A 22428-nucleotide genomic window follows, 5' to 3' on the forward strand; every position below is an offset into this window, starting at 1 on the left:
TTGGTGCTGCCGCACGCAATCCCGCCAAAAAAACGCTATCCCGCGCTCGTCGGGCGCCATGTCTGCTGCGGGTTTCGCCAGTCAATTCCCTCAAGCAGATAGGACATCTGGCCAGCCGTCAGCGCAATCGCTCCACCCTCCGTCGCCGGCCAAATGAAACGGCCGCGCTCAAGCCGCTTTGCGTATAGCGAAAGGCCAATTCCGTCATGCCAAAGAGCCTTGATCAGCCGGCCACTTTTCCCCCCGGAAGACAAAAACGTCCCCCTTGAACGGATCACGGCCCAGACCTTCCTGCACGATCAGAGCCAAGCCCTGCATCCCTTTGCGCATATCGCAATGGCCGCTCGCAATCCAAACACGCACGCTCGAACTGATCGGGATCATTTGAGCGCTCGCATTACTGCTGCGGCAAGATCACAAGGTGCCCCGGACGCAATCCTCACCTTGGTACCGTTCGCAAAGTCCACAGCGATCGTCGCCGCAACGACATCGCCACCGCCCGCGGCACCCACGACCGTCGCGGGCACGAAGGCAGGACCATCCGCCACCGCAACCGACAGCGCCTGGCGGCGCCACGTGTAGAGCAGCCCCGTCGAAACATCAAAACGACGTGCTACCTCCGACACATTCGCACCGGGAGCGAATGCTGCCTCCAGAATTTCCAGCCGATCAGCCGGTGACCAACGACGACGCCGTTCTTGACCCGTCAGCAAAATGGCCTGTGCCATAGGTCCTCATTGCGCTCTTAATTCCACTCTCAAGAGCGCAAAATCACGATATCGCCCAAAACTCGCAAGGCGGTCCACGCCGGAGCGATACTGAGAGCCTCACGCCCGGTTCTGAGAGAGGCTGGAGGTGAAATTCCTCCGGCCTACTCCCCCGACAGTGCCGGTTCTGGCAAAGGGAAAGACCGATACCGGTCGCATATGGACCTATGTCCGGGACGACCGACATTCGGCGGGCTCTCACCGCCGGCTGCGCTGTATTACGCATCGCGGGACCGGCGACAGGAGCATCCGGAGCGCCACCTGAAGACCTTCACCGGCATTCTGCAGGCTCAAGCTGCCTGACCTGTGGCCTTCACCGGAGGCTTACTCAACTTTGCTCTGGACGTGCGGATATCCATCTTGGCTACGGCCTGACCGTAAGACCAGATACGTTGAAGCAGCTGCGCAGGAAATCAAAAAGCAACTTGCAAGCAAGGCGGGCCATACGTTTCACTGAGGGCGGAGGGAGTGGATGCCCCCTCCCGACGGCATCGCAATGTGCCAAAGTGGTATTCGCGAAGGAAAATAATAGGAGAAGTTTTGATGGAGCCGCAAATTTCCATCAATTGCTAGTTTTCTTTGTATTCGAATTTAGTGAATTTGCATTTGATTTCATAAAACTAGCTAATAATATAATAGTGCAATGATTATATATTTCAAATATATTATAAACTAATTGCAAATGTAACTTTATATAATAGGAAATAACAGAATTATTATTGATTTACATTCGTGTCAGGCAGAGAATTCTGTTCTCTTGACTGGAAATGTCCACTCCGGAACAAATCTAGATCATTCCGCTTTCTATGGAGCAAGCGATGCCGCAAAGCGCAAAATCCCGCTCAGGTGATATTATCGACCGGTGCAAAGAGCAGAAAACCGAGGGTTTCAAGATCGTCAGCACTCGATTGCGATCGGCCGAATATGAGAGTTTTTCTCGCCAAGCCCGCCGGTTGGGGCTGTCTGACAGCATGGCCATAAGAGTTGCAGTACGCCGGATTGCCGGGTTTCTCGAGATTGATGCAGAGACCCGGCAGATAATGGAATCCATACTCCAATCAATAGGAGCGCTCTCAAACAATGTTGCGGTGCTATTATGCGCTTACGCTGAAAATCCGACAACGGATTTGAGTGCTCTTCAAGCGGAACGCAACGCTTTTGGTAAATCTTTTGCTGATCTGGACAGCTTACTCCGGTCCATTTTGTCGGTATCACGGCGAAGGATCGACGGTTGCTCCATGCTGGCGGATGCCTCGCAACACTAAAGCCTGTCGCCTATAGGTATGCGTTTCATTGAAGACAATAAAACGCAACATTCTTTAGAGTTTGTAAGGGGATAGCGAAGCCTGGTTTTCCGATAAGACCAACTCAACCCAAAGAACCGTTATGCTGTGTGGTTTAATCTGAACCTGACAGACTCATGCGTAGCTCTTAAAACGGAATTTGTCAGATGCCCGCTCGGTCTCAAGTCATAATCCGCATTGTTCCTGGAGGTGGGACCAAGACACTCCAACAGATCATCAATCAGTTGGAGTACTTATCTCGTAAGGGCAAGCTGGAGCTACAGCGCTCTGCACGGCACCTCGATGTTTTCGTACCTCCAGCTGAAATTCGCGATCTCGCCCGTAGTTGGGTTCAAGAGACCGGGAGTTATGACGAAAGTCAGTCCGACTCGGAAAGGCAACAGGAATTAACCACCCACATTATTGTAAGCTTCCCTGCCAGTACAAGCCATGTCGCAGCTTATGCGGCCAGCCGGGAGTGGGTAGCCGAGATGTTTGGATCAGGCGCAGGGGGAGGCAGATACAACTATCTTACCGCCTTCCATACCGATCGCGATCACCCACATCTGCATGCCGTCATCAATCGTCGCGAACTTTTGGGACATGGCTGGCTGAAAATATCCCGGCGGCATCCTCAACTGAATTACGACGCCTTGCGCATTAAAATGGCCGAGATTTCGCTTCGTCATGGAATCGTCCTGGAGGCGACCAGACGTGTTGAGCGCGACATCACCGAGCGGCCCATGACTTTTGCTCAGTATCGCCGCCTTGAGCGGCAGCAAGCTAATCAAATTCGTCTAGAGAACCCTGATGTCGAACATGTCTCGCCCGGAGTAGACGATCCAGAACAGGATCAATCTTTCAATCCTTCGTACGGGGGGACGCCTCGAAACGTGGCAGAAGATTCGCGACAAAACGAGAGTCTTCGACCGATGTCTGAAGCGAGCTCCCGGGCACCAATCGGATCGAATACCTCCGGCCGGTATCTTGAAGATGCTGCTAGCATTCAACGTTTGGCAATCGAACCAATCTTGCACACAGCAGGCGAAGATGACATTCGGCAACGGCTTCATCGAAAACGGCCCCGTGGTGGCGAGCAAGACCAGAGAGACTCAAAACCGACCAAAGTAAAAGCAACTCGGGCGGGTATGACAATCACCGACGTGTCAGTTGCCCAGGACAATCTGATTACATCGTCGATACAGCCCACTGAAGAAAATCCGTTGCATGACGCTGGACCATCCGACGTCGCTACAGATGAATTGTCTCTGGGGGCAGATCGTCGGCGGCAACACGTGCCAAATTCCAAGCGTCCCTATCATGAGGACGCGGAGCCAAGTATTAGAAAGCGTTCAAGGGACGGGCGCAGTCGTGAGGATTAGAGTCTCACCAAAATTGGAAGCCGTTGTCCGCAAAGAAAAATCAAATCAGCAGAATAGAAAGAATATCTGATCCAATCAGAACCTTAAGGACAGAAGATAGAAGGGATCGATCATGGCGGACGAAGAACCCCGTAGAGACGTCAGCCGTCCTGCAAAGATGAATTCAAACCATGAAGTGAACGAAATAGCCAGACGTGAACCAACCCCGGGCACATCTTTAGCCGCCGCTGTCCGGCACAACCGAAGAGAGCTCTCGACTGGAGTAGGAGCATTCGTTTTGAATGGCGTTCGCGACCTTCCAGATACTTCCGCCAAAAATCAACGGTCTACTACTACTGCGGACTGTGAAGCGGCGTCTTCGTCACGTGCTGACAAGTTGGAACTAAAACGACCGCGCCAACACGAGGAAAACGGTGACGCAAGTGAACCGATGGCGAAGCGAAATATGAGCTCGAAAGTGCAGGTGGGTCCTGTTGCCGCGTCTTTGGGTGAGAGAGATCGCTTTGCCACGATGTCGGCTTCGCAAGGGGTGCGCCAACCGGTCATAGGGTCTGATAATGTCGGCGAAACGGCAGAAAGTGATATGCAATCTCGGCACGGAACTGCAACGCTGCCAACTGATACAAGAACCTTTGATTCAAGTCATGATCTGGACATTGCTGGAGAGGGCCAGCCTGAAGAAAGCTTGGGAAGCGCACGGTATTGGTTGGCAGACAACAGGGATCTCGGGGTCAACAGTCTTGCGTCGACGCAAGGCTTCTCCTGGCCAGGGCTGGATGAAATCGATCTGCTCGCTGAAAGCGGTTCACCGCTCAGGGCTTCCGCGGATCCCAAAGGCATGGCCGGCGTAAATTCAAGCACTAACGCTGGGTCTGCCAGCATCGAAAACCACCAAATTCTAACTGAGAGCGATAATACCGGTAGCGTAATCGGTAGCCAAACAAATCTGGTGTTGGCCCACGAAGGTTCCGTTCGATCGCTTAACTCACCCGAGGAGCACTTTGACGACTTCCCTGAGTTAACCGATGAGGATCTGGCGTTGATAGACGCGCTTTCCAAACCCCGCTCGACTTTGGAGCGGGATATTGCGAATACGACTTGTGCGGTCGGGTTGAACGATGCCACTTCAACCGAGACTATTGGCATTGGCCCCGGCGGTTGGTCCACCCATGCTGGGGCCCAACAGGAAAGAGGTCGGCACAACCCGGGCCAATCGGAAACGAAATTCGACGATTTCCCTGAGCTGACTGACGAGGATCTGGCGTTGATCGACGCACTTTCCAAACCGCGCTCGACTTTGGGGCGGGACGGAGCGAATACGACTTGTGCGGTCGGCTTGGACGACGTTACCGCAACCGAGACTGTTGCCGTTGCCCCTGGCGGGTGGCCCATCCATGCTGGGGTCCAACAGGAGGGGGGGCGACATGACACAGGTCCATCAAAAACGAACTTAGATGATTTCCCTGAGTTGACCGATGAGGATCTGGCGCGGATCGACGCAATCTCGGAACCCCGTTCACGGAGAGTTCCCTCCGAGCAGAACGCTGGGTTGCATACTATCGTATCGGAAACGAATGTTGGCCGGACCGGACCTGTCGCGCCCGAAAGCAGAACGCATAGGTTAGCAGATCGGTCCATGGGCCGGAGCGTGAATGACCTCGACACTCAACGTGGTGCGAGGATTTTTGAACCGCGCCAACGCGAGCGTCATGGGCTGTAGATTCAGCTGTCTGTAAACAAATCGGATTTTCCAAGAGTGAACAAAGCGTGGTGACGTGATGAATTCAGGCAAGTACACGCCATTACGCCTCACTGTAAGCATAGTATTTTCACTGGCCGTTGGTTTTTGTGCGGCAAGTTTATACGTCACATTTCGTCATGGCTTTACGGGCGAAATGATGATGACATTCAGCGTTTTTGCATTCCTGCATGAGACGCCGCTTTATTCAGGATACGCAAGCGCTACGTTCTATCGTGGACTTATCATAATCGTTGTAACGTCGATGCTTGTGCTGGTATGCCAACTATTTTCATCGATGCGCGAGCGCGAACACCACGGCACTGCTCGCTGGGCTGGCTCTGGCGAGATGCGGCACGCGAGATACCTCCAGCGCTACAGGCATATCACGGGTCCGATCTTCGGCAAGACATGTGGACCACGTTGGTTTGGTAGCTATCTAAGCAATGGAGAACAACCTCACAGTCTTGTCGTCGCGCCAACTCGTGCTGGTAAGGGCGTCGGTATTGTTATCCCGACGTTGCTGACCTTCAAGGGCTCAGTCATTGCTCTGGACGTAAAAGGCGAATTGTTTGAACTCACATCGAGGGCGCGTAAATCAAGCGGAGACGCGGTTTTCAAGTTCTCGCCCTTAGATCAAGAGCGGCGAACGCACTGTTACAATCCCGTGCTTGATATTGCCGCGTTGCCGCCTGAACGGCGCTTCACTGAAACACGCCGCCTTGCTGCAAATCTCCTGACAGCGAAAGGTAAGGGTGCGGAGGGTTTCATCGATGGGGCTCGCGATCTCTTCGTTGCAGGTATATTGAGTTGTATTGAGCGTGGAACACCAACGATCGGTGCCGTTTATGATCTGTTCGCTCAGCCGGGTGAGAAATATAAACTATTTGCGCAACTTGCCGGGGAAACGCACAACAAAGAAGCTCAGCGCATATTCGATAATATGGCGGGAAATGACACCAAAATACTGACGTCATACACATCAGTGCTCGGCGACGGAGGACTCAATCTTTGGGCCGATCCACTTATAAAAGCAGCCACAAGTCGCTCGGATTTTTCCGTCTACGATTTGCGACGGAAGAGGACTTGTATTTACCTTTGTGTCAGCCCAAACGATCTCGAAGTCATCGCGCCGCTGATGCGGCTTCTCTTCCAGCAGGTTGTATCAATCCTGCAGAGATCGCTACCCCATGATGATGAACGTCACGAGGTTTTGTTTCTTCTCGATGAGTTCAAGCATTTGGGCAAGCTCGAAGCCGTGGAGACGGCGATTACGACGATCGCCGGCTATAAGGGCCGCTTCATGTTCATTATACAGAGCCTCTCGGCTTTGACTGGAACTTATGATGAAGCTGGTAAGCAAAATTTTCTCAGTAATACTGGTGTGCAGATATTCATGGCGACTGCTGATGACGAGACCCCAACCTATATTTCTAAGGCGATTGGCGATCACACGTTTCAGGCTCGCTCAACCTCGTACACCCAAGCCCGCATGTTTGACCATAACATCCAAATCTCTGAACAAGGGGCACCACTTCTGCGCGCCGAACAAGTCCGTCTACTCGACGACGACTATGAAATTGTTCTTATTAAAGGCCAGCCTCCTCTCAAACTAAGAAAAGTGAGGTATTATTCGGATCTCATATTGAAGCGAATTTTCGAAAGCCAACAGGGTTCTCTTCCAGAGCCGGAATCGTTGGTGCTGCCGGAAGACGTAAATGTCTTTGACAACAATCTTGATCAAAGCGCAGCCGATACAACAATGCGAAACCCGGCGCAGATTGAAGACAGCGAGTGTGTGGACGTCGTTGCCGCTCAAAGCAAACCCGTTGCTGATCCAGAGCAAAGCGTGGTGATGAAGACAGAAGTTCGCCCCGGTTCGATCGGGGTAGATGAGGGATACAATAGCGTGGACACCGCAAACTCCAAGGAGCCTTCGGAAACTGCTCCAGCCCTGGTGGCCCAGCACGAACTCCTCAACCAGATTATTTCTCTTCAGCAACGGGGTGGCAGGGGGTGAAAACTCGATAAGAAAAAGAGATGAATGTTTGTTACTGATTGGCAGACAAGTTGGTTGCCCCGTCCTTCGATGTTACCGCCGTTCGCACGGTACACGACGCAAACGTTTCGCTATAAAAACTCTTCCCCGCTAGGCGGAGGGTGGGCAGGGGTCCTTCAGTAGGTCGTGTCCTCTGGGCCGTTCGACAAATAGCCATCTGTTTTCTGTGTCTTTACGCATTTCGTGACGGAAAACAGCTACTCACTTTTCCTGGCAATCCTCTGGCATGCGATCACGGTAAGCGAATTTATCGAGACTTATGCGTCGGTATCGAAGCTCACTTAAGGGTCATCGGTTGAACCAGCGTGGAAAGCTGTAACTGAGGTAATATATCATTGTCTGTCGCGAAATTCCGGCCATAGCAGGCACTCAGGATTTCAACTCCACTTCGATGCAGAGGTGCATCCACATTCGCAAGTGCTGCAAGCTCGAGAATCGGTATGAGACCAAAGGGCACGTCTTCCAGAACATATCGCGTGTTGATGTCTCGCGGTCCAGCCGGATCGTTACCTTTGGCGACAAGAATTTGGGATAGTGCGGCCAGGCTCGTGGCCGTTATTCCGAAAGATTTGCTGAAATGATCGAGGATGGAGGGCACTGTTTTCCCAAAAGCAGCTGCTATGGCGAGACGCTCACAATCCAATGCTTCGATAAATCTGCTAACGGCAGGGGTCATCGTGACTCTTTGTCCCCAGGTCTCGCCGAGCTCGATGCGTGTGAGGTTGCAAAGTGCCGTGCCCAGGTGACTTTCCGGGTTTATATTGCTGAGCGTTATGGTGACGATATCGTCTTTCACATCGAACCGGTCGCCAAACAGATCTGTGCAAAGCTCATGGGCTTTATGCGCGTCCGCTGCATGAACCAAAGCCATATCAACCTTGCCGCGTATCGCACCAATTTTGATGTCGTGCCCAGACTGAGCCTTGCCGGTCAGAACGGTGGTGTTCCAAACTACGATGGGAATTTCGATTTCACGTTGCGCCAATTTTTGGGCGAGATAAAAGCCGGCGAACGAAAGGTGGGCGCTGATAATGACGGTGTGTCTCGACGTGAGATGTGGCACGAGACTGTCGAGAACAAATCGGTGGCCGTAAGCGGGGAGGGCCAGCACGACGACATCACATTCCGTAAGTTCTTCTGCGCGCTGGCAGACCCCTGGATTGAACTTGGCAGACAAGGCCCCGCTCACCTGCATCGGCGTGTCTTGATTGAGTGCTTCAGTTCGTCGGCCAGATGGAGACCATATTCTCGCATGGTGGCCGTTTTGGTGAAGGAGTGCTGCGTACCCGATCGCGATTGCGCCAGCTCCGGCAATTGCTACATTCATGTTGCGATACCTCAGAAGCCCGGAGACTAGCCATCTTTGGCTGTGTCCGGTGAAATTTTATGATAGGTCATTATTTGCGGGCAGTTAGCCCTTGGTCCTTTTGGTCGCATGTCGCGTTTCTTTAAGGACAGTGAAGCACCCTGGTCTCTGTTTTCACGCATTTACGCAAAACCGGCATCCATTGTTCCTGGAAATGCCCTAGTCAAATTGTTCGACCCGGATCAGATGACCTTTGGAAACCTCGCGATATTCCCGAATTGGAGGCTCATACCCCATCGGCCGGACCGGGCTTTTTAGATCGTCGGCGACTATCCCGCGATGCATTCTGCGGCGTGAAGGGTCCGGTATCGGCACTGCCGACATAAGCTTCTTGGTGTAGGGATGTTGGGGGTTTTCGAAAACAGCCCTTCGCGGCCCGATCTCTACAATCTCTCCGAGGTACATCACAGCCACACGATGGCTCACCCGCTCGACAACCGCCATGTCGTGGGAAATAAACAGAAAGGCCAGATTGAGGCTCTGTTGCAAATCGAGCAAGAGATTGCAGACCTGTGCTTTGATCGATACGTCAAGCGCTGAAACGGCTTCGTCGGCAACGATGATTTTAGGGTCGAGCATCAAGGCGCGGGCAATCGCGACACGCTGGCGCTGGCCGCCCGAGAACTGGTGCGGAAAGCGTTGCATCATGTCGGGAGAAAGCCCCACCTTTTCCATGAGAGAGGCCGCCTTGTCTCGTGCCTGCGCATGGGTTCCGTAACGATGTTGAATATACGGCTCGACAATCGCCGAGCCTATGCTCATGCGTGGATTGAGAGAGGCGTATGGGTCCTGAAAAATCATCTGGATCGAGCGGCGCATTTTTCTCAATGAGCTACTGTTCATTTGCAATACGTTATGGCCATCGACGAAAATCTTGCCTTTTGTGGGTGTAACAAGCCTTGTAATCGAGCGCCCTGTGGTTGACTTGCCACAGCCGGATTCTCCCACCAGTGAGAGAGTTTCGCCTTCAAAAAGGTCAAAAGAGACCTTCTCCACTGCGTGGACAGCTCCAGATTTGCGTCCCAACAGCCCGGGGCGAATATCGAAACGCATCGTGAGGTCTTGGACCTCTAAAATGGGCTTGCTGTCTCTGCGAACTGTATCCTCGACATCGCGAGAAGGTTGCTGTTCGCCGCTCACCGGATTGATCACAGGAAAACGGAGTGGCAACTCTCGATTGTTCATTGACCCTAGCCGCGGTACGGCTGATAGAAGGGCGCGTGTGTAAGGATGTTGTCCCCGGTGGAATATGTCTGCGGTCTCCCCGACTTCCACCGCGTGTCCGCGAAACATGACGAGGGTTCGGTCTGCCACTTCCGCGACGACACCCATATCATGCGTAATGAAGAGAACTGAGGTGCCTTCCTCTTCCTGAAGCGTCTTGATGAGATCGAGGATCTGTCCTTGAACGGTGACATCGAGCGCTGTCGTCGGCTCGTCGGCAATCAGCAGCTTAGGCCTGGACGCAAGTGCCATGGCAATCATGACGCGCTGCCGCATGCCACCCGAAAACTGATGAGGATATTCGTCATAACGGCCAGTGGCATTCGGTATACGCACCCTCTCCAGTAGTCTGATAACCTCAGCCTTGCTTTCAGCCTTGGAGATCTGCTTATGGACACTCAACGCTTCGCCAATTTGTTTGCCGATGGGGATAATCGGATTGAGCGATGTCATGGGTTCCTGAAATATCATGGAAATCTCATTGCCGCGTACTCGTCGCATCTCGTCTTCAGGTAGTGAGAGCAGATCTCTGCCGCCCAATCTCACCGTACCCTCTATTCGGCTCGATTGAGCAGCCAGAAGACGCATGATAGAAAGCGACGTCACAGATTTGCCCGATCCGGATTCTCCAACAATCGCCACCGTTTCGCGCGGTGCAATGTCGAATGAGATATTTCGGATAACCGACTTCCACTGGTCGTTGACCTTAAATGAGGTCGTCAGGTTTTGTACAGAAACGACGGGCGTGACTGGTGAAGATTCCGGCGTGTTTTGAAAAGCCATCGTCATTGCGCGCTCCTTGTTTTCGGATCGATCGCGTCGCGCAACGCGTCCCCCAGAATATTCAATGCGAGTACGGTCAGGAGTATCGCAAGGGACGGAAACAGTACGAGCCACCAGGCGCTAAGAATATTCTCGAAACCTTCCCGTATCATACCCCCCCATGTCGCGGTTGGAGGCCGCACCCCAAGACCGATGAACGCCAGGGATGCTTCGGTTCGAATGGCCGATGCCATCCAAAGCGATGCTACAACGACGATGTCGGAAAGGATGTTCGGCAGAATATGAACGCCCATAATGCGAATTGGCGAAAAACCGAGCGATTTGCCAGCCTCGACGAATTCGCGGCGTTTGACCGCGATTGTTGGCGCACGGGCTACTCTGGCAAAAGGCGCTGTTTCCGTAATCGCAATGGCGATGATGAGATTCTCGAAACTGGCACCTAACATTGCGGCAACCATCAGACCCAGCAGCAGGGTCGGAAAGGAGAGCATCACATCGACAATCCCCATGATGATCTGGTCGAAGATACCGCCAATATAGCCTGCCAATATACCGATGATCGAACCGACGACCATGGCGATCATCACCGACAGAAAGCCGATCGAGAGCGAAATTCTCGCCCCATACAATAGCCGGCTGAGAACATCCCGGCCGTAGCTGTCCGTTCCCATCCAGAATTGTGCGGAAGGTGCGCTGAGGCGGTGAAGAATATTCTGCTTCAACGGATCATATGGCGCGATGGCAGGAGCCAAAACAGCAAGGAGAATGATCGACGTGAGCAGGCCTATGCCGATCCATGAATAACTGTTGCGACGGAAAGCCGCAAAAACCACATTCGGTTGTCGCTGCGGCGAGATGGAAGAAAGGGCGGCTTCGGTCATTGGGCGAGACTCACTCTTGGATCAACGTAGGCGTAAATGAGATCGGTGATGGTGTTCACCAGGATGACGAAGGTAGCAAAGACCACCATGAGTGCCTGGAGCATCGTATAGTCGCGAGATTGCAGCGCACCGAGGATCAGCTTGCCAAGGCCGGGGCGTGTGAAGACGATTTCAGTCAACACCGAGTTTCCGATCAGGGTGCCGAAATACAGACCAACCACCGTAACAATCGGGATGAGCGCGTTGCCGAGCGCATGCCGCAGGATGAGCGTTCGCGGATGGACACCTTTGGCGCGTGCGGTGCGGATGTAGTCCTCGCCCATGACATCCAGCATCGATGAACGGGTGACGCGCGCGATATATGCCGTCATAATCAACCCAAGGTTGATAGCTGGCAGCAGTAGATTGCGCAGATGGCTGATCGGATCAGAGGAGGCCCGGCTCATAACGGGCAGCCACTGCAACCATACGGCAAAAGCAAGCAGCAATAGTATTGCCGAAACGAAACCGGGAAACGACAGGCCGAGCAGTGACAAAAAGCGGCTCACATAGTCCGGCCACTGGTTGCGGCGAACGGCGGCAATGATTCCCAGGGGAATTCCAAACATCGCACCGATCAGCATGGCGGCGACCGCCAGTTCCAGTGTGTAAGGCAGAACCAGAGCGACTTCTTCAAACACAGTACGGCCGCTGACCATAGAACGGCCGAAATTTCCTGTGATCATATCGGAGAGAAAATGTAGATACTGTACGCCGATCGGCTGATCGAGGCCGAGCTGCGCGCGCAAGTCTTGGAGAGCTGCGTCACTTGCCCGATCGCCAAGCATGGCAACAGCAGCGTCACCCGGTACCAGACGCACCAGCACGAACACCATTGTCAGCATGGCGATCAATGTCGGAATTGCAAGAAGGAGTTTTCGGATCGCATAACCGATCATGCGGCAATCCTTTCTTTTGAGACGCGGCTTGCAAGGAAGGCGTCCAGGTTATGATTGGTTTGACTGTCGGACATCAGGTCCGCGAGGATGTGTCCAACAAAGGAAACAAGTTGGAATGTGGCTCCGGAAACGGCAGAGACGTCATTGGGCCCTTTGACTTTATGAGAGAAGCCAATGCCGGCAAGGTGATCCGAAATCACTGCTTCCATGCCTGACCAGACTCTCCATCACTTTGAAGTGGTTGAGTTCGGCAACAACAGTTACAGCGACGTCAATTGAGGCTGTCGGTATTGAGATATTAACACTGGCTGATTGCCGCCCCGGTATGCTGACATCGGCAATGGTGGTGTCCGAAGCGTCCTGGCCGAAGAAATGGCGCTCAGAAAGCTTGCCGAAAAAAAGGCCCCTTATCACTGCTTCTAAGGCAGCGCGAAGACCGTACAATCTTGCGCCAATGAAAAGAACGTCCGTTTTCATGCGGCATTCTCCCCGCTCTCGAGGCTCGCCAGTTCACCAAGCGTGACCGGTTTCAACGGCGGACGAATATTGAAGAAGCTGACGTCTTTTATCGGGATGTTGTGCGCCTCGGCGACAAGTGCCTGCACCGTATATCCACACTGACGTCCCTGACAGGGGCCCATGCCACATCGCGTAGCTGCCTTGATCGCTCCTGGATCGGCCGGGCTGTTGCTTGCTGCCGCGCGGACGGCCCCAGCTGTGACTTCCTCACAGCGACAGACGATCAGATTATCGGCCAGACGTGGTCTCGGCGGGGCGTAAGCGACATCAAGAAAGGGTCGCAAGGCAAGCGCGCGTCTGCGCCTTTGATCGAGACCTGTTCGTCGACGCAGTTCTTCCGTGTTGGACGAAATCTCAAGGCGCCTGGCTAATCCTAAAGCGGCGGTTTCACCAGACAGAGTTGCCACCAGCCAACCACCGATACCGCAGGCATCACCCGCTACAAAAAGTCCCTCCCGGCTTGTCTCTCCCCAACGGTTCAGCTTTGGTGCGAGGTAGCCTTGAGCATCGTTCCATGTGTGTACACAACCCAGTGCCAAAGTTTCGTGAATGCGGGGAACGACACCTTCGTGCACCAGCAATATATCCGCTTCCACCCGGTGAGATTGTCCGTGTCTTTTCCAGGAAAGATGCTCGAGACGCTGATTTCCCTCAGCCTCCAGATCCGTGAAACCTTTGACCAATATTCCGCTGCGTCTGATTTTGTGAAGCCACTGCAATCCTTTCAGCAGGCTTCCAAAATCACGCCAAGCTTTTGGAAGCTGCACCAACGCAGAAAGACTTGGCGATCTCGACGTATCAAGATAACCAGCAATGTGGCCTTGAAGGCTCAGAACCTGAGTAGCGTAGAGAAGTGGCAACGGTCCAGCCCCGGCGATCCATAGCTTTCCCTGGGGTAACATGCCGCCGGATTTCAGCAGAATCTGTGCCGCGCCAACCGTCATCACGCCAGGCAGGGTCCAGCCTGGAAATGGAACAGGCCTTTCCTGCGCGCCGTTTGCCAGAAGCACAGCCCGGGCTGAAAGACGTGAAGCTTTGCCTTGCGATGTTACGAACAGCGACCAACCGTCTTCGATCTGCCAGACCTGTGTTGATGCGAAATAATCGGCACCTGATGCACGGAATGCTTCCACGAGGGCTCGACCTTTTTGATAATCCTTGCCCAGCGCCGGGAAAACCGGACTGCTGAGATTACGCTCGATTCCTCTGAAAATCTGCCCGCCAGGAGACGGCTGTTCGTCAATCACTACAACCGATGCTCCGAGTTGGCGCAGAGTTACTGCGGCAGCCATGCCTGAAGGTCCCGCGCCGACAATTGCTACATCGTAACTCATCGGGAAATCCCCCGGTGTCCGTGTTGGCTGTCGATCTTCATGCCTGCTTTAACGGGTACCAGACACCCTTGCGTCGAGGCCACGCCGTCAACAATTGCCAGGCACTCGAAGCACACGCCCATCTGGCAATACGGTAATCTCGGTTCTCCGCTGACGGATGAGTTCCGCCCTGCGCCCGGCACTCGCAGCAATAGGCTGGCAACGGTCTCTCCTTCCCAAGCGGGTACGGCCTGGCCATTCACCAGCACGGTCATATCACTGGGTTTTCCCAGGCGCTCAAGCACACTTTTGAACATCGAATCTTCCATTTGAAAACTCTGACATGTCATCGGACAGTCGTCCCGCAAGCATAGCGGGCGCAATGATTGCGGCATGAACGGCGGCCAACGTCACACCGGAATGGCACACGGCCGCAAACAGGCCTGGGTGCTCGCTGGATTCAGCGTAGATCGGCAAGCCATCGGGTGGAATAATCCGAAAACCGCTCCATTGACGCACGATCTTTGCAGATGCGAGAGCGGGTATTGTCCGTGTTGCCCGAAGAGCCAGTCTTGTTGCCGAAGAAACGCTGACGCCATGATCATCGGTTTCCTCCTTGGTTGCACCGATCATGATGGTGCCGTCCGCTGTTTGTCGCAGGCCACTTCCGGGGTAGGGGAGGAGCGGCGCAAGCCGTTCGGTCACCAGCAGTTGGCCACGTTCGGATCTCAAGGGAATGGTGAGCCCAAGCGGATCGGTAAGGGAGGGCGTTGCTAAGCCTGCGGCCACGACAACGCGCGGCGCTGCAAAGCTTGTAGACCCGGCCTTGACAATAAAACCGTCCTGTTTTGGCGTAACTGTCTCAGCCCGCCGGCGATAATGGATCGTTCCACCGAGGTTAACGATTCCGCGATGTAAGGCGGCAAGAAGTTGCAATGGATTGACGTGCCCGTCCGCCTCACAATAGCTCGCACCCACCACGTCGGGACCGAAATCGACGGCGGGCATCATCCGCTCAAGCTCGGCGCGATCTATCATTCTGGTATCGGCCTGAACGGTCTGATTGCGCATACGCTTGTTGAGGGCGTCCCGCTCCTCGTATTCATTCTGCCCCAGGCAGTATATCAATCCACCCCGGCGCGAATAGTCGACTTTCATCCCGACGTTTCCAGTCAATTCTTTCAAAAAGTTGGGCCAGAGATCCGCACTCCGCCGTCCGAGATGATGATAGGCTGGCGCGCTCGCGCCCTTTCCTTGCACCCAGACCAGCCCGAAATTAGCGCGGGCCGCACGCATGTCCCTGTCCTCCCCGTCCAGAACAACAACCCGTTGTCCTGTCTGGGCGAGCCCATAGCCAAGCGCCGCGCCGACGATACCGGCACCGATAACTAGAACATCCGCGCTCACTTTGATCTCCGGTGGTTATTGCTCATGCTTGTGATGAAAGGTAAAAATTTGAACGTCTTCTTTTCCCGTCCATATTCATAAGGGTTATGACGAATGCGAAATCCAAGCTTGCGCCAACTGGAGGCGCTGATGGCTGTTATTGAATCGGGAACTGTGAGTGTTGCCGCCGCTATACTGCGGATTTCACAACCCGCGGCGAGTAAGCTGATCCAGGATCTGGAGGCTGATACGGGCCTCAAGCTGTTCGAGCGCAAAAGCGGACGTCTGGTGCCGACTGGACGGGGCATGCGCTTATACGAAGAAGTCGAGCGTATCTTCGGCGGTGTCCACCAACTCGCCCGTGCGGTCGAGGCCATTCGGCGTGACGAACATGGACATTTGCTCATAGGCGCAATGCCCGCATTGTCAGGATCGTTCATAACACGGGTCATTTCGAGTTTTAAAATACGGCATCCAGATGTATTCGTTTCCATCGAAGCACGTAGCTCCCGGTTTTTGACAGAAGCGGTCTTGCTTCGTCGTCTTGATTTGGCACTGGTTATCAGCGGCCTGGAACATCCCTCTATGGTAGTCGAGCGGATGCATTGCTCTGCTGCCGTGGCAGCCCTGCCTCTCGGTCATAAGCTCGCTAAAAAGGCGGAGCTTTGTCCCGATGACCTCAAGGACGAACCGTTTATTGCCTTCGCGCCGACGGGAACGATGCGTACCAAGGTCGATGCAGCGTTTGAACAGTTCTCAATCACGCCCCGGATCGTCATCGAGGCGACCACAGCGCCGAACGTTGCCGAACTCGTGGCGGCCGGATTGGGCGTGACGGTGGCCGACCCCTTGGCAATTGAGTTTGTGGCGGACCGGATCATCACCCGGCCTTTTCGCCCCACCATTGATTTCGGCTATGGTATCATCCGTCCGACACGGGCAAGAAACAGCAGTCTCGTTGCAGACTTCATCGAGGAGATTCATGCTGCGGCGCGGACGCCAAGGCTAATCCCTTGAAAAAGCCGACCGGAAAAATTCATCTTACCTTCGTTCAATTCGAGAGCCCGTCACGTCCATATTGAACCAGACGGCCTCTCATTTTTTTTCAGCTGTTTCTGATTAGAAAAGCCGATGACAACGTTTTCCTGTCAAACTCCCGGCGCGAAAAACGTTTTATTGATTAAGGCTTGTTTTTTCCGTAATCGGCGGTGCCAGATTTAAGGATCCGGTGAGCTCATACCCATAGTCCAGAGCTTTGCTGCGAGCCCAAACCTGCATCAGGCTGAACAGCGGAACACCGCATACCTGATCGAGAATCTTCTTCTGGGCAGACGACCAGAATTTATTCCGCTCGGTGTCCGTCGTTGCCTTGCGAGCAGCCATGATGTCGGCATCGGCTGCATCGCAATGGGAAAAATTCGTAACGGCTGTTGGCTTGCCGATAGAGGCGCTGGATTCGTAGAACTGGCTCAGATAGCTGTCTGCAACAGGGTAACGTGCCGCACCGTAGAACACGAGATCACTCAAATCCTTTCGGATCTGTTCGTGATATGTCGGGTGATCGACCACCTGCATCTGCATATCGATCCCGACTTCTGCCAATTGGGCTTGAATGACTTCCATGATAGGCTGCTGCGCAGAACTGGACGAGACCACTGCCGACAACGTCAGGCCGTCCTTGTAACCGGTTTCTGCAAGAAGCGCCTTCGCACCCTCGGGATCGTATTTATAAGCCCAGGTGCAATCTTCGCCGAGATAGCCGCTGGGAACCACAGAACAGCCTTTGGGAGCTACACTTTCACCGACGAACTGAACAATTTGGTCCACATTGATCGCTTTGGAAATGGCCTGGCGTACCTTGACGTTATTCAAAGGTTTGCGCGTCGAATTGATAAATAAAGTCCGATATTCGCCGGGAGCGAAAATGTCGACAATCGAGCCCTCCCAGCCTTTCGCCTGGTCGACCCAACGCTGCTCCCTTTTGCCATAGATCAGATCAAGCTCTCCGGATCGGAAGGCCAGCTCACGACTTGAGTCTGACGGGATAAGGTCGACCCTGATGTCATCGATTTTCGGCTTGCCTCTGAAGTATGTTGGAAATGCGTTTAGATATACGGCCTGCTGGGTGACAGCTTTTTCGAACACGAAAGGACCGGTACCAATAGGCTGCGTTTTGAAATTTGCCCCGAGCTTATCCACCGCTTTCTTACTCACAATGTTGCCGCCGTGATAATTGGCAACGAGCCCGAGAAATCCAGCAACAGGCTGGCCCAAAGTGATGCGGACCGTCAAGGGGTCAATGGCTTCAATTGTCGTAAAAGCGGTATAGTCGCTTGAATAAGAGGACGTGTCCGGGTTTTTTGCCCGTTGAAGAGAGAACACCACGTCCTCCGCTGTCAACTTGCCATAGTCACCATGAAATGAGACATCATTGCGAAGTTTGAAAGTCCAAACCAAGCCGTCCGGCGAGGTCGTCCAGCTTTCGGCAAGGTCGGGTTCAATTTTGGTTGGGTCGGCACTCCCAGGGGAAAATCGAACAAGTCCGTTGAAAATCCAAGAAACCACGGCCAAGTCCTGGGTGGTCGTCGCTCTAGTGGGATCAAGTGTGGCAATATCGGCGGCTGCCATGCCAACCTTCAAAGTGGCAGAATTTGCGACGCCAGTATAACCACACCCAGCGAGCATGGAAGCTGTGAATAAACCTATCAACTCGATCCGTCTTTTTTTAAACATTTGTTCCGCTCCTTATTTCTTTTGTAACTGGAATATTATCCTTGTCGCATAAGTGTCAAAGTCGTTTTTTTGCTTTATGTATTCCCTAGGGTTATACGCGTAGCGCGCCATCACCACTTATAGGTCGCGTCCTGCTCGTTCCTCGTCTGCGTGAACAGCAATGGAAAGTGTCGCCAAGGCATTGAGCCAAGGAAGGCATTGAGCCAAGGCATTGAGCCAAGGCATTGAGCCAAGGAAGGCATTGAGCCAAGGCATTGAGCCAAGGCATTGAGCCAAGGCATTGAGCCAAGGCATTGAGCCAAGGCATTGAGCCAAGGCATTGAGCCAAGGCATTGAGCCAAGGCATTGAGCCAAGGCATTGAGCCAAGGCATTGAGCCAAGGCATTGAGCCAAGGCATTGAGCCAAGGCATTGAGCCAAGGCATTGAGCCAAGGCATTGAGCCAAGGCATTGAGCCAAGGCATTGAGCCAAGGCATTGAGCCAAGGCATTGAGCCAAGGCATTGAGCCAAGGCATTGAGCCAAGGCATTGAGCCAAGGCATTGAGCCAAGGCATTGAGCCAAGGCATTGAGCCAAGGCATTGAGCCAAGGCATTGAGCCAAGGCATTGAGCCAAGGCATTGAGCCAAGGCATTGAGCCAAGGCATTGAGCCAAGGCATTGAGCCAAGGCATTGAGCCAAGGCATTGAGCCAAGGCATTGAGCCAAGGCATTGAGCCAAGGCATTGAGCCAAGGCATTGAGCCAAGGCATTGAGCCAAGGCATTGAGCCAAGGCATTGAGCCAAGGCATTGAGCCAAGGCATTGAGCCAAGGCATTGAGCCAAGGCATTGAGCCAAGGCATTGAGCCAAGGCATTGAGCCAAGGCATTGAGCCAAGGCATTGAGCCAAGGCATTGAGCCAAGGCATTGAGCCAAGGCATTGAGCCAAGGCATTGAGCCAAGGCATGGCAGGATATATTCTGATGTAAAAAACAAAATTATCTGTGCTCACAGCTCTTTCGCCTTTGCCGATCCCTAACGGGCTCGGCAAATGCAGAGCAATGAGCACAGATAATTTTGTTTTTTACATCAGAATATATCCCAAAGTCTTAATGTATTTCATGATTACGCAATTTATTTGCTTTATAGTTCGTTCATATATACGTATATGTTAATTGATTTATGAATGTATATTATTAAAATGATGAAAGGGACAGCTGCAAATTTATACAATATTCGATTTATTTAATATTATATTGGAAATATATTTAGATCAACGCCTCAAGCATAGTTTACATCAGGAAGTACATAATAATAAGAAACATAATTGAATCGGCTTCATAGACCAAATGACTCCTCATTCCTCGGCTTTGCTGTTGCCCCACTTGGTAACAATGTCGTCGGCCGATATTTCCTCCATGCCAGCACTCGCCAGGGTGATGCCGATTTTCTCAAGGTCAATCTCCCCCAGTATGTTCAGTGACTCAACAGCCCATTCGAGTTTCTTGACGTTGATACCAAACTTCTTGCCAAGGTCCCTGAAGAGGATCAACATCCGACCATCCTCCATGATGTAACGATGTTTGAAGTTCTTGGGTGCTCCCTTGGTGGCATTATGGGAAACGGATTTCGATACGAAATCATGGATTGTTGTGGCATCCTTTCCGTACCAGCCATTGAGAAGATCGAGAACAGTGCGGGGTTTGAAACCTAACTTCTTCAAAAGTTCTATGCGCTCTTGGTCGAAAGCCTTCATAGCCTCTGTGACAATTGGTGTCATTCCCTCCTTGTAGAAATAGAAGTCCTCCTCAATGTCTATCTTGGCGGCATTAAAAATCACTGCGGGAGTGTGGCAGATACAGTTCGTGCAGTTGAGGGCCACTTCCAATCCGTTGGCAAGCCAAACGAGATTATTAGGGAAGAGATCACCTATTTCTTTGGCCAGGGAGGGTTCGGGATGGGGAGTGGTGAAGGTGATCTCCAACTGCTTCTTGATGGCCTTCACGTAGATTGCATCATCCACCATTCTGCATCCGTAGGGCGACGTGGTTGTTTCTAGACTGGCAAGAGTCTCAAGCTTTTCCAGGCTCAAACTGGCAGCATTTCCGGGGATCCAGATCAGGATCTTCTGTTTAAGGTCAAGGACCTTCAGTTGTTCGATCAGTTCTTCACGAGCACCGTTAAGTGACGGGATGGTGACCATGATGTATTTTGATGTTGAAACTGCATATGCAAGCTCTCTCTTCACGACAGGACGATAGGTGCCCTCGATTTCCCCCATTGCTTTCAACCCATGTTCGGCAATCTGGGTACTATATCCGAGGTGGGAGGGGGCAGCCCATATCGAGACCGATTTGCGTCGGTAACTTAGGTCAGCGGCAAGTGCGTTGCCAACGTTGCCAGAGCCGATGATGAGGATACTCATTTTGATCTGGGAAATGATAGATGAAAGAAGAGATTTAGGATTTTATAAAGTTGTTGCAGGCTTTTGCCCAATTTATAGAAGCGCCACAGGAGCTCTAGTCCCTAGCGGATCGCAAAAGTCAAAAACGGCGCCTCCTTAATTTCTTAAGTTCACACGAAGAAAGATAAATTTGCGATAACATCTGACTTTTAGCGTCTGTCATAGGAAATTAGTATCATGGGGAGCCCCACCTAAAAGTTGGCTCAGTTCCAATTTTCAACATGTGGGGTCTGTGATTGTGATGATTGGTGCGGTTACAGTGATACAGCTCATATTGTCACGCCGTCCGGTCATCAATTTCGCCCGCCCATTTTGACTTCAGAGAGCCAATGGATTTGGAATTAGGTACGGTTGCTGGGCGGTTTGGCATTACGTGCAAAAGTCGATGAAGACTTTAACCACGCACGCGTTTTGTGGGCCAAACGAAGTGATACTCGTTGAATTTAAGAGGTCTGGCCCGTTCTGTTGGATGCGTGGAGGGGCACTATTAAGACTGTATGTAATGCCGCTATGGCGACATTAGAGATGCTGGCGGCTTAATTGGCGGTGATACCCCCTGACAAACGAATTATAAACTATCATTACTAAGGCGATAAGCTATTTTATTTCGTGGAATTTCTCTTGTTGATTAAATATGTATCTCAAATATTTGATCTATATTTTTTTGTCTTACGTAAGTGCTTACGTATTTAGGCTAGCAAAATGCTTTGTTTGATCGGACGGTGGACAATAAATTTAATAATTTAAGAAGAGTCGGTAAATCCTCTTCCAACTCGAACCACCTTTGAAGCTATTTAAGTCCCTTTTCGCATTGGGTTCAGCACGAGAACAAATGTCGTTTCTTTGGGTAGATCTGCGCGGTTATGCGAAAAATAAAATTCAAGATATGCTCAGGCAGCAGGCTATTCTGGTGAGGGAGACTTATGGTTCCACTGTCCTATGGGGGGGTGAGACAATCATCCACTCTGGTTCGTTATATTTCATCTATGGCCCGAGAACGCTCCAGAATGATCTCAACGAGCACAACGGCACTTTGGTGATAAAGAACGAGGAACTGGTCGGCCTTTCTGAGACTTATCCCGATCAACTGCCGGCAGGGTTCGCAAGAGCAAATGGCTTCACGCACTACGCGGCAATATACAAAAGCGACTTGTTCGTACCTGTGGAGGGTGAATTCGTGACGTGGAGCCGCTCTGGCCCAGCCGTGGATTACCCAATCGTGGCTTTTGGAACTTTACCCCAATGAAGTTACTCGTCATAGTAATATGTTATTTCAATACGAGCATGTAACGTTCTTTTTGAACTATTCCGTGAGGGCGTTTTGTATCAATAATTCTATTTAATAAAATATTCGGGTTACCTAATTCCTTTCATATCAATAATTTAAAATTCGATTTATGTTTAACATAAATAATATAAATCTATTAAAGTGGGTTAATAAATGGGATATAATAATACAGGCCCATAAAACTGATATTATAACGTTAGGTTGTGAATATCATTGAAATATTCAAATAAAAAATCTTTTAATTTTTAAAGAGTCTTAGCTAAGCATAGATCGATATTTTCGAAATCTAAATTAGTGGTCATAAAAAATTATGATTCAGATCGTAGC

Annotated in this window: 20 protein-coding genes and 1 pseudogene; 7 read left to right on the plus strand and 14 right to left on the minus strand. The window is 52.0% G+C overall.

All coding sequences use genetic code 11. The features are described from left to right. Nucleotides 1–35: 35 nt before the first annotated feature. Genes tnpB (PR018_RS25765) through tnpA form a run of 3 tightly spaced genes read right to left on the minus strand, consistent with a single transcriptional unit; the run spans nucleotide 36 to nucleotide 728 of the window. Complete coding sequence (gene tnpB / locus PR018_RS25765; RefSeq protein WP_425064178.1) at nucleotides 36–278, minus strand: IS66 family insertion sequence element accessory protein TnpB; 243 nt, start codon at nucleotides 276–278, stop codon at nucleotides 36–38. Further along, nucleotides 205–384, minus strand: coding sequence for an IS66 family insertion sequence element accessory protein TnpB (gene tnpB, locus PR018_RS28625; RefSeq protein WP_205470432.1), 180 nt, complete (start codon nucleotides 382–384; stop codon nucleotides 205–207). The genes tnpB (PR018_RS25765) and tnpB (PR018_RS28625) overlap by 74 nt, the downstream gene beginning before the upstream one ends. Continuing rightward, a complete protein-coding gene (gene tnpA / locus PR018_RS25770; protein ID WP_142832437.1) occupies nucleotides 381–728 on the minus strand; it encodes an IS66-like element accessory protein TnpA in 348 nt (115 codons plus the stop codon). The genes tnpB (PR018_RS28625) and tnpA overlap by 4 nt, the downstream gene beginning before the upstream one ends. A gap of 157 nt (nucleotides 729–885) precedes the next feature. Here tnpA and PR018_RS25775 point away from each other — a divergent pair. From PR018_RS25775 to virD4, 5 genes and pseudogenes are all read left to right on the plus strand, one after another. Beyond that, nucleotides 886–1064 (plus strand): annotated as a pseudogene (locus PR018_RS25775) (IS66 family transposase); the annotation flags it as partial. A gap of 521 nt (nucleotides 1065–1585) precedes the next feature. Beyond that, nucleotides 1586–2032 carry a T-DNA border endonuclease subunit VirD1 gene (gene virD1, locus PR018_RS25780; protein WP_142832438.1) on the plus strand — a complete coding sequence of 149 codons (447 nt, stop codon included), beginning with the start codon at nucleotides 1586–1588 and terminating at the stop codon, nucleotides 2030–2032. Nucleotides 2033–2217: 185 nt separating this feature from the next. Beyond that, nucleotides 2218–3432, plus strand: coding sequence for a relaxase/mobilization nuclease domain-containing protein (locus tag PR018_RS25785; RefSeq protein WP_142832439.1), 1215 nt, complete (start codon nucleotides 2218–2220; stop codon nucleotides 3430–3432). A 112-nt stretch (nucleotides 3433–3544) separates the two neighbouring features. Beyond that, nucleotides 3545–5152, plus strand: a complete 1608-nt coding sequence (locus tag PR018_RS25790; RefSeq protein ID WP_142832440.1) for a hypothetical protein — start codon at nucleotides 3545–3547, stop codon at nucleotides 5150–5152. A gap of 58 nt (nucleotides 5153–5210) precedes the next feature. After that, nucleotides 5211–7190, plus strand: a complete 1980-nt coding sequence (virD4, locus tag PR018_RS25795; protein WP_142832441.1) for a type IV secretion system ATPase VirD4 — start codon at nucleotides 5211–5213, stop codon at nucleotides 7188–7190. 316 nt (nucleotides 7191–7506) lie between these two features. On the opposite strand, the gene PR018_RS25800 is transcribed toward virD4, so the two are convergent. The 8 genes from PR018_RS25800 to PR018_RS25835 form a co-directional block, all read right to left on the minus strand. Further along, on the minus strand, nucleotides 7507–8556 hold the full coding sequence (locus PR018_RS25800) for an NAD/NADP-dependent octopine/nopaline dehydrogenase family protein (protein ID WP_142832442.1): 1050 nt from the start codon (nucleotides 8554–8556) through the stop codon (nucleotides 7507–7509). 198 nt (nucleotides 8557–8754) lie between these two features. Next, nucleotides 8755–10608: an ABC transporter ATP-binding protein gene (locus PR018_RS25805; RefSeq protein WP_142832443.1), complete on the minus strand. Its 1854-nt coding sequence runs from the start codon at nucleotides 10606–10608 to the stop codon at nucleotides 8755–8757. Continuing rightward, nucleotides 10605–11483 (minus strand): ABC transporter permease, encoded by an 879-nt coding sequence (locus PR018_RS25810; RefSeq protein WP_142832444.1) that lies wholly within the window; start codon nucleotides 11481–11483, stop codon nucleotides 10605–10607. Before PR018_RS25810 ends, PR018_RS25805 begins: the two co-directional genes overlap by 4 nt. Then, nucleotides 11480–12421, minus strand: coding sequence for an ABC transporter permease (locus PR018_RS25815; protein ID WP_142832445.1), 942 nt, complete (start codon nucleotides 12419–12421; stop codon nucleotides 11480–11482). Before PR018_RS25815 ends, PR018_RS25810 begins: the two co-directional genes overlap by 4 nt. A gap of 159 nt (nucleotides 12422–12580) precedes the next feature. After that, nucleotides 12581–12898, minus strand: coding sequence for a hypothetical protein (locus PR018_RS25820; RefSeq protein ID WP_142832447.1), 318 nt, complete (start codon nucleotides 12896–12898; stop codon nucleotides 12581–12583). Further along, complete coding sequence (locus tag PR018_RS25825) at nucleotides 12895–14274, minus strand: NAD(P)/FAD-dependent oxidoreductase (protein WP_142832448.1); 1380 nt, start codon at nucleotides 14272–14274, stop codon at nucleotides 12895–12897. The genes PR018_RS25820 and PR018_RS25825 overlap by 4 nt, the downstream gene beginning before the upstream one ends. Then, nucleotides 14271–14648: a (2Fe-2S)-binding protein gene (locus PR018_RS25830; protein WP_341799008.1), complete on the minus strand. Its 378-nt coding sequence runs from the start codon at nucleotides 14646–14648 to the stop codon at nucleotides 14271–14273. The genes PR018_RS25825 and PR018_RS25830 overlap by 4 nt, the downstream gene beginning before the upstream one ends. Beyond that, on the minus strand, nucleotides 14551–15660 hold the full coding sequence (locus tag PR018_RS25835; protein WP_142832449.1) for an NAD(P)/FAD-dependent oxidoreductase: 1110 nt from the start codon (nucleotides 15658–15660) through the stop codon (nucleotides 14551–14553). The genes PR018_RS25830 and PR018_RS25835 overlap by 98 nt, the downstream gene beginning before the upstream one ends. Nucleotides 15661–15789: 129 nt before the next feature. On the opposite strand from PR018_RS25835, the gene PR018_RS25840 reads away from it, so the two are divergent. Beyond that, nucleotides 15790–16656, plus strand: coding sequence for a LysR substrate-binding domain-containing protein (locus PR018_RS25840; RefSeq protein WP_244615588.1), 867 nt, complete (start codon nucleotides 15790–15792; stop codon nucleotides 16654–16656). A 156-nt stretch (nucleotides 16657–16812) separates the two neighbouring features. Here the strand turns inward: PR018_RS25840 and PR018_RS25845 are convergent, their stop codons facing one another. The 3 genes from PR018_RS25845 to PR018_RS25855 all read right to left on the minus strand — a co-directional run bounded on the left by PR018_RS25845 (nucleotide 16813) and on the right by PR018_RS25855 (nucleotide 20774). Further along, complete coding sequence (locus tag PR018_RS25845) at nucleotides 16813–18372, minus strand: ABC transporter substrate-binding protein (protein WP_142832451.1); 1560 nt, start codon at nucleotides 18370–18372, stop codon at nucleotides 16813–16815. A 110-nt stretch (nucleotides 18373–18482) separates the two neighbouring features. Then, the gene (locus PR018_RS25850; RefSeq protein WP_279621479.1) at nucleotides 18483–19361 is read right to left on the minus strand and encodes a hypothetical protein; all 879 of its coding nucleotides are present in this window, start codon (nucleotides 19359–19361) and stop codon (nucleotides 18483–18485) included. 345 nt (nucleotides 19362–19706) lie between these two features. Further along, on the minus strand, nucleotides 19707–20774 hold the full coding sequence (locus PR018_RS25855) for an NAD/NADP octopine/nopaline dehydrogenase family protein (RefSeq protein ID WP_142832617.1): 1068 nt from the start codon (nucleotides 20772–20774) through the stop codon (nucleotides 19707–19709). A gap of 871 nt (nucleotides 20775–21645) precedes the next feature. On the opposite strand from PR018_RS25855, the gene PR018_RS25860 reads away from it, so the two are divergent. Next, nucleotides 21646–22059: a hypothetical protein gene (locus PR018_RS25860; protein ID WP_142832594.1), complete on the plus strand. Its 414-nt coding sequence runs from the start codon at nucleotides 21646–21648 to the stop codon at nucleotides 22057–22059. Nucleotides 22060–22428 lie beyond the last annotated feature (369 nt).

It is taken from the genome of Rhizobium rhododendri, from assembly GCF_007000325.2.
GTDB classification, from domain to species: domain Bacteria; phylum Pseudomonadota; class Alphaproteobacteria; order Rhizobiales; family Rhizobiaceae; genus Rhizobium; species Rhizobium rhododendri.

Excerpts from the sequence above, each read along its gene's own strand:
- PR018_RS25810 (WP_142832444.1), bottom strand. The coding sequence starts at position 11,483 with ATGACCGAAGCCGCCCTTTCTTCCATCTCGCCGCAGCGACAACCGAAT.
- PR018_RS25785 (WP_142832439.1), top strand. The coding sequence starts at position 2,218 with ATGCCCGCTCGGTCTCAAGTCATAATCCGCATTGTTCCTGGAGGTGGG.
- tnpB (WP_205470432.1), bottom strand. The coding sequence starts at position 384 with ATGATCCCGATCAGTTCGAGCGTGCGTGTTTGGATTGCGAGCGGCCAT.
- PR018_RS25805 (WP_142832443.1), bottom strand. The coding sequence starts at position 10,608 with ATGACGATGGCTTTTCAAAACACGCCGGAATCTTCACCAGTCACGCCC.
- PR018_RS25790 (WP_142832440.1), top strand. The coding sequence starts at position 3,545 with ATGGCGGACGAAGAACCCCGTAGAGACGTCAGCCGTCCTGCAAAGATG.
- PR018_RS25800 (WP_142832442.1), bottom strand. The coding sequence starts at position 8,556 with ATGAATGTAGCAATTGCCGGAGCTGGCGCAATCGCGATCGGGTACGCA.
- PR018_RS25855 (WP_142832617.1), bottom strand. The coding sequence starts at position 20,774 with ATGAGTATCCTCATCATCGGCTCTGGCAACGTTGGCAACGCACTTGCC.
- PR018_RS25830 (WP_341799008.1), bottom strand. The coding sequence starts at position 14,648 with ATGCCGCAATCATTGCGCCCGCTATGCTTGCGGGACGACTGTCCGATG.
- PR018_RS25840 (WP_244615588.1), top strand. The coding sequence starts at position 15,790 with ATGGCTGTTATTGAATCGGGAACTGTGAGTGTTGCCGCCGCTATACTG.
- tnpA (WP_142832437.1), bottom strand. The coding sequence starts at position 728 with ATGGCACAGGCCATTTTGCTGACGGGTCAAGAACGGCGTCGTCGTTGG.
- PR018_RS25815 (WP_142832445.1), bottom strand. The coding sequence starts at position 12,421 with ATGATCGGTTATGCGATCCGAAAACTCCTTCTTGCAATTCCGACATTG.
- virD4 (WP_142832441.1), top strand. The coding sequence starts at position 5,211 with ATGAATTCAGGCAAGTACACGCCATTACGCCTCACTGTAAGCATAGTA.
- PR018_RS25825 (WP_142832448.1), bottom strand. The coding sequence starts at position 14,274 with ATGAGTTACGATGTAGCAATTGTCGGCGCGGGACCTTCAGGCATGGCT.
- PR018_RS25820 (WP_142832447.1), bottom strand. The coding sequence starts at position 12,898 with ATGAAAACGGACGTTCTTTTCATTGGCGCAAGATTGTACGGTCTTCGC.
- virD1 (WP_142832438.1), top strand. The coding sequence starts at position 1,586 with ATGCCGCAAAGCGCAAAATCCCGCTCAGGTGATATTATCGACCGGTGC.
- PR018_RS25845 (WP_142832451.1), bottom strand. The coding sequence starts at position 18,372 with ATGTTTAAAAAAAGACGGATCGAGTTGATAGGTTTATTCACAGCTTCC.
- PR018_RS25860 (WP_142832594.1), top strand. The coding sequence starts at position 21,646 with ATGTCGTTTCTTTGGGTAGATCTGCGCGGTTATGCGAAAAATAAAATT.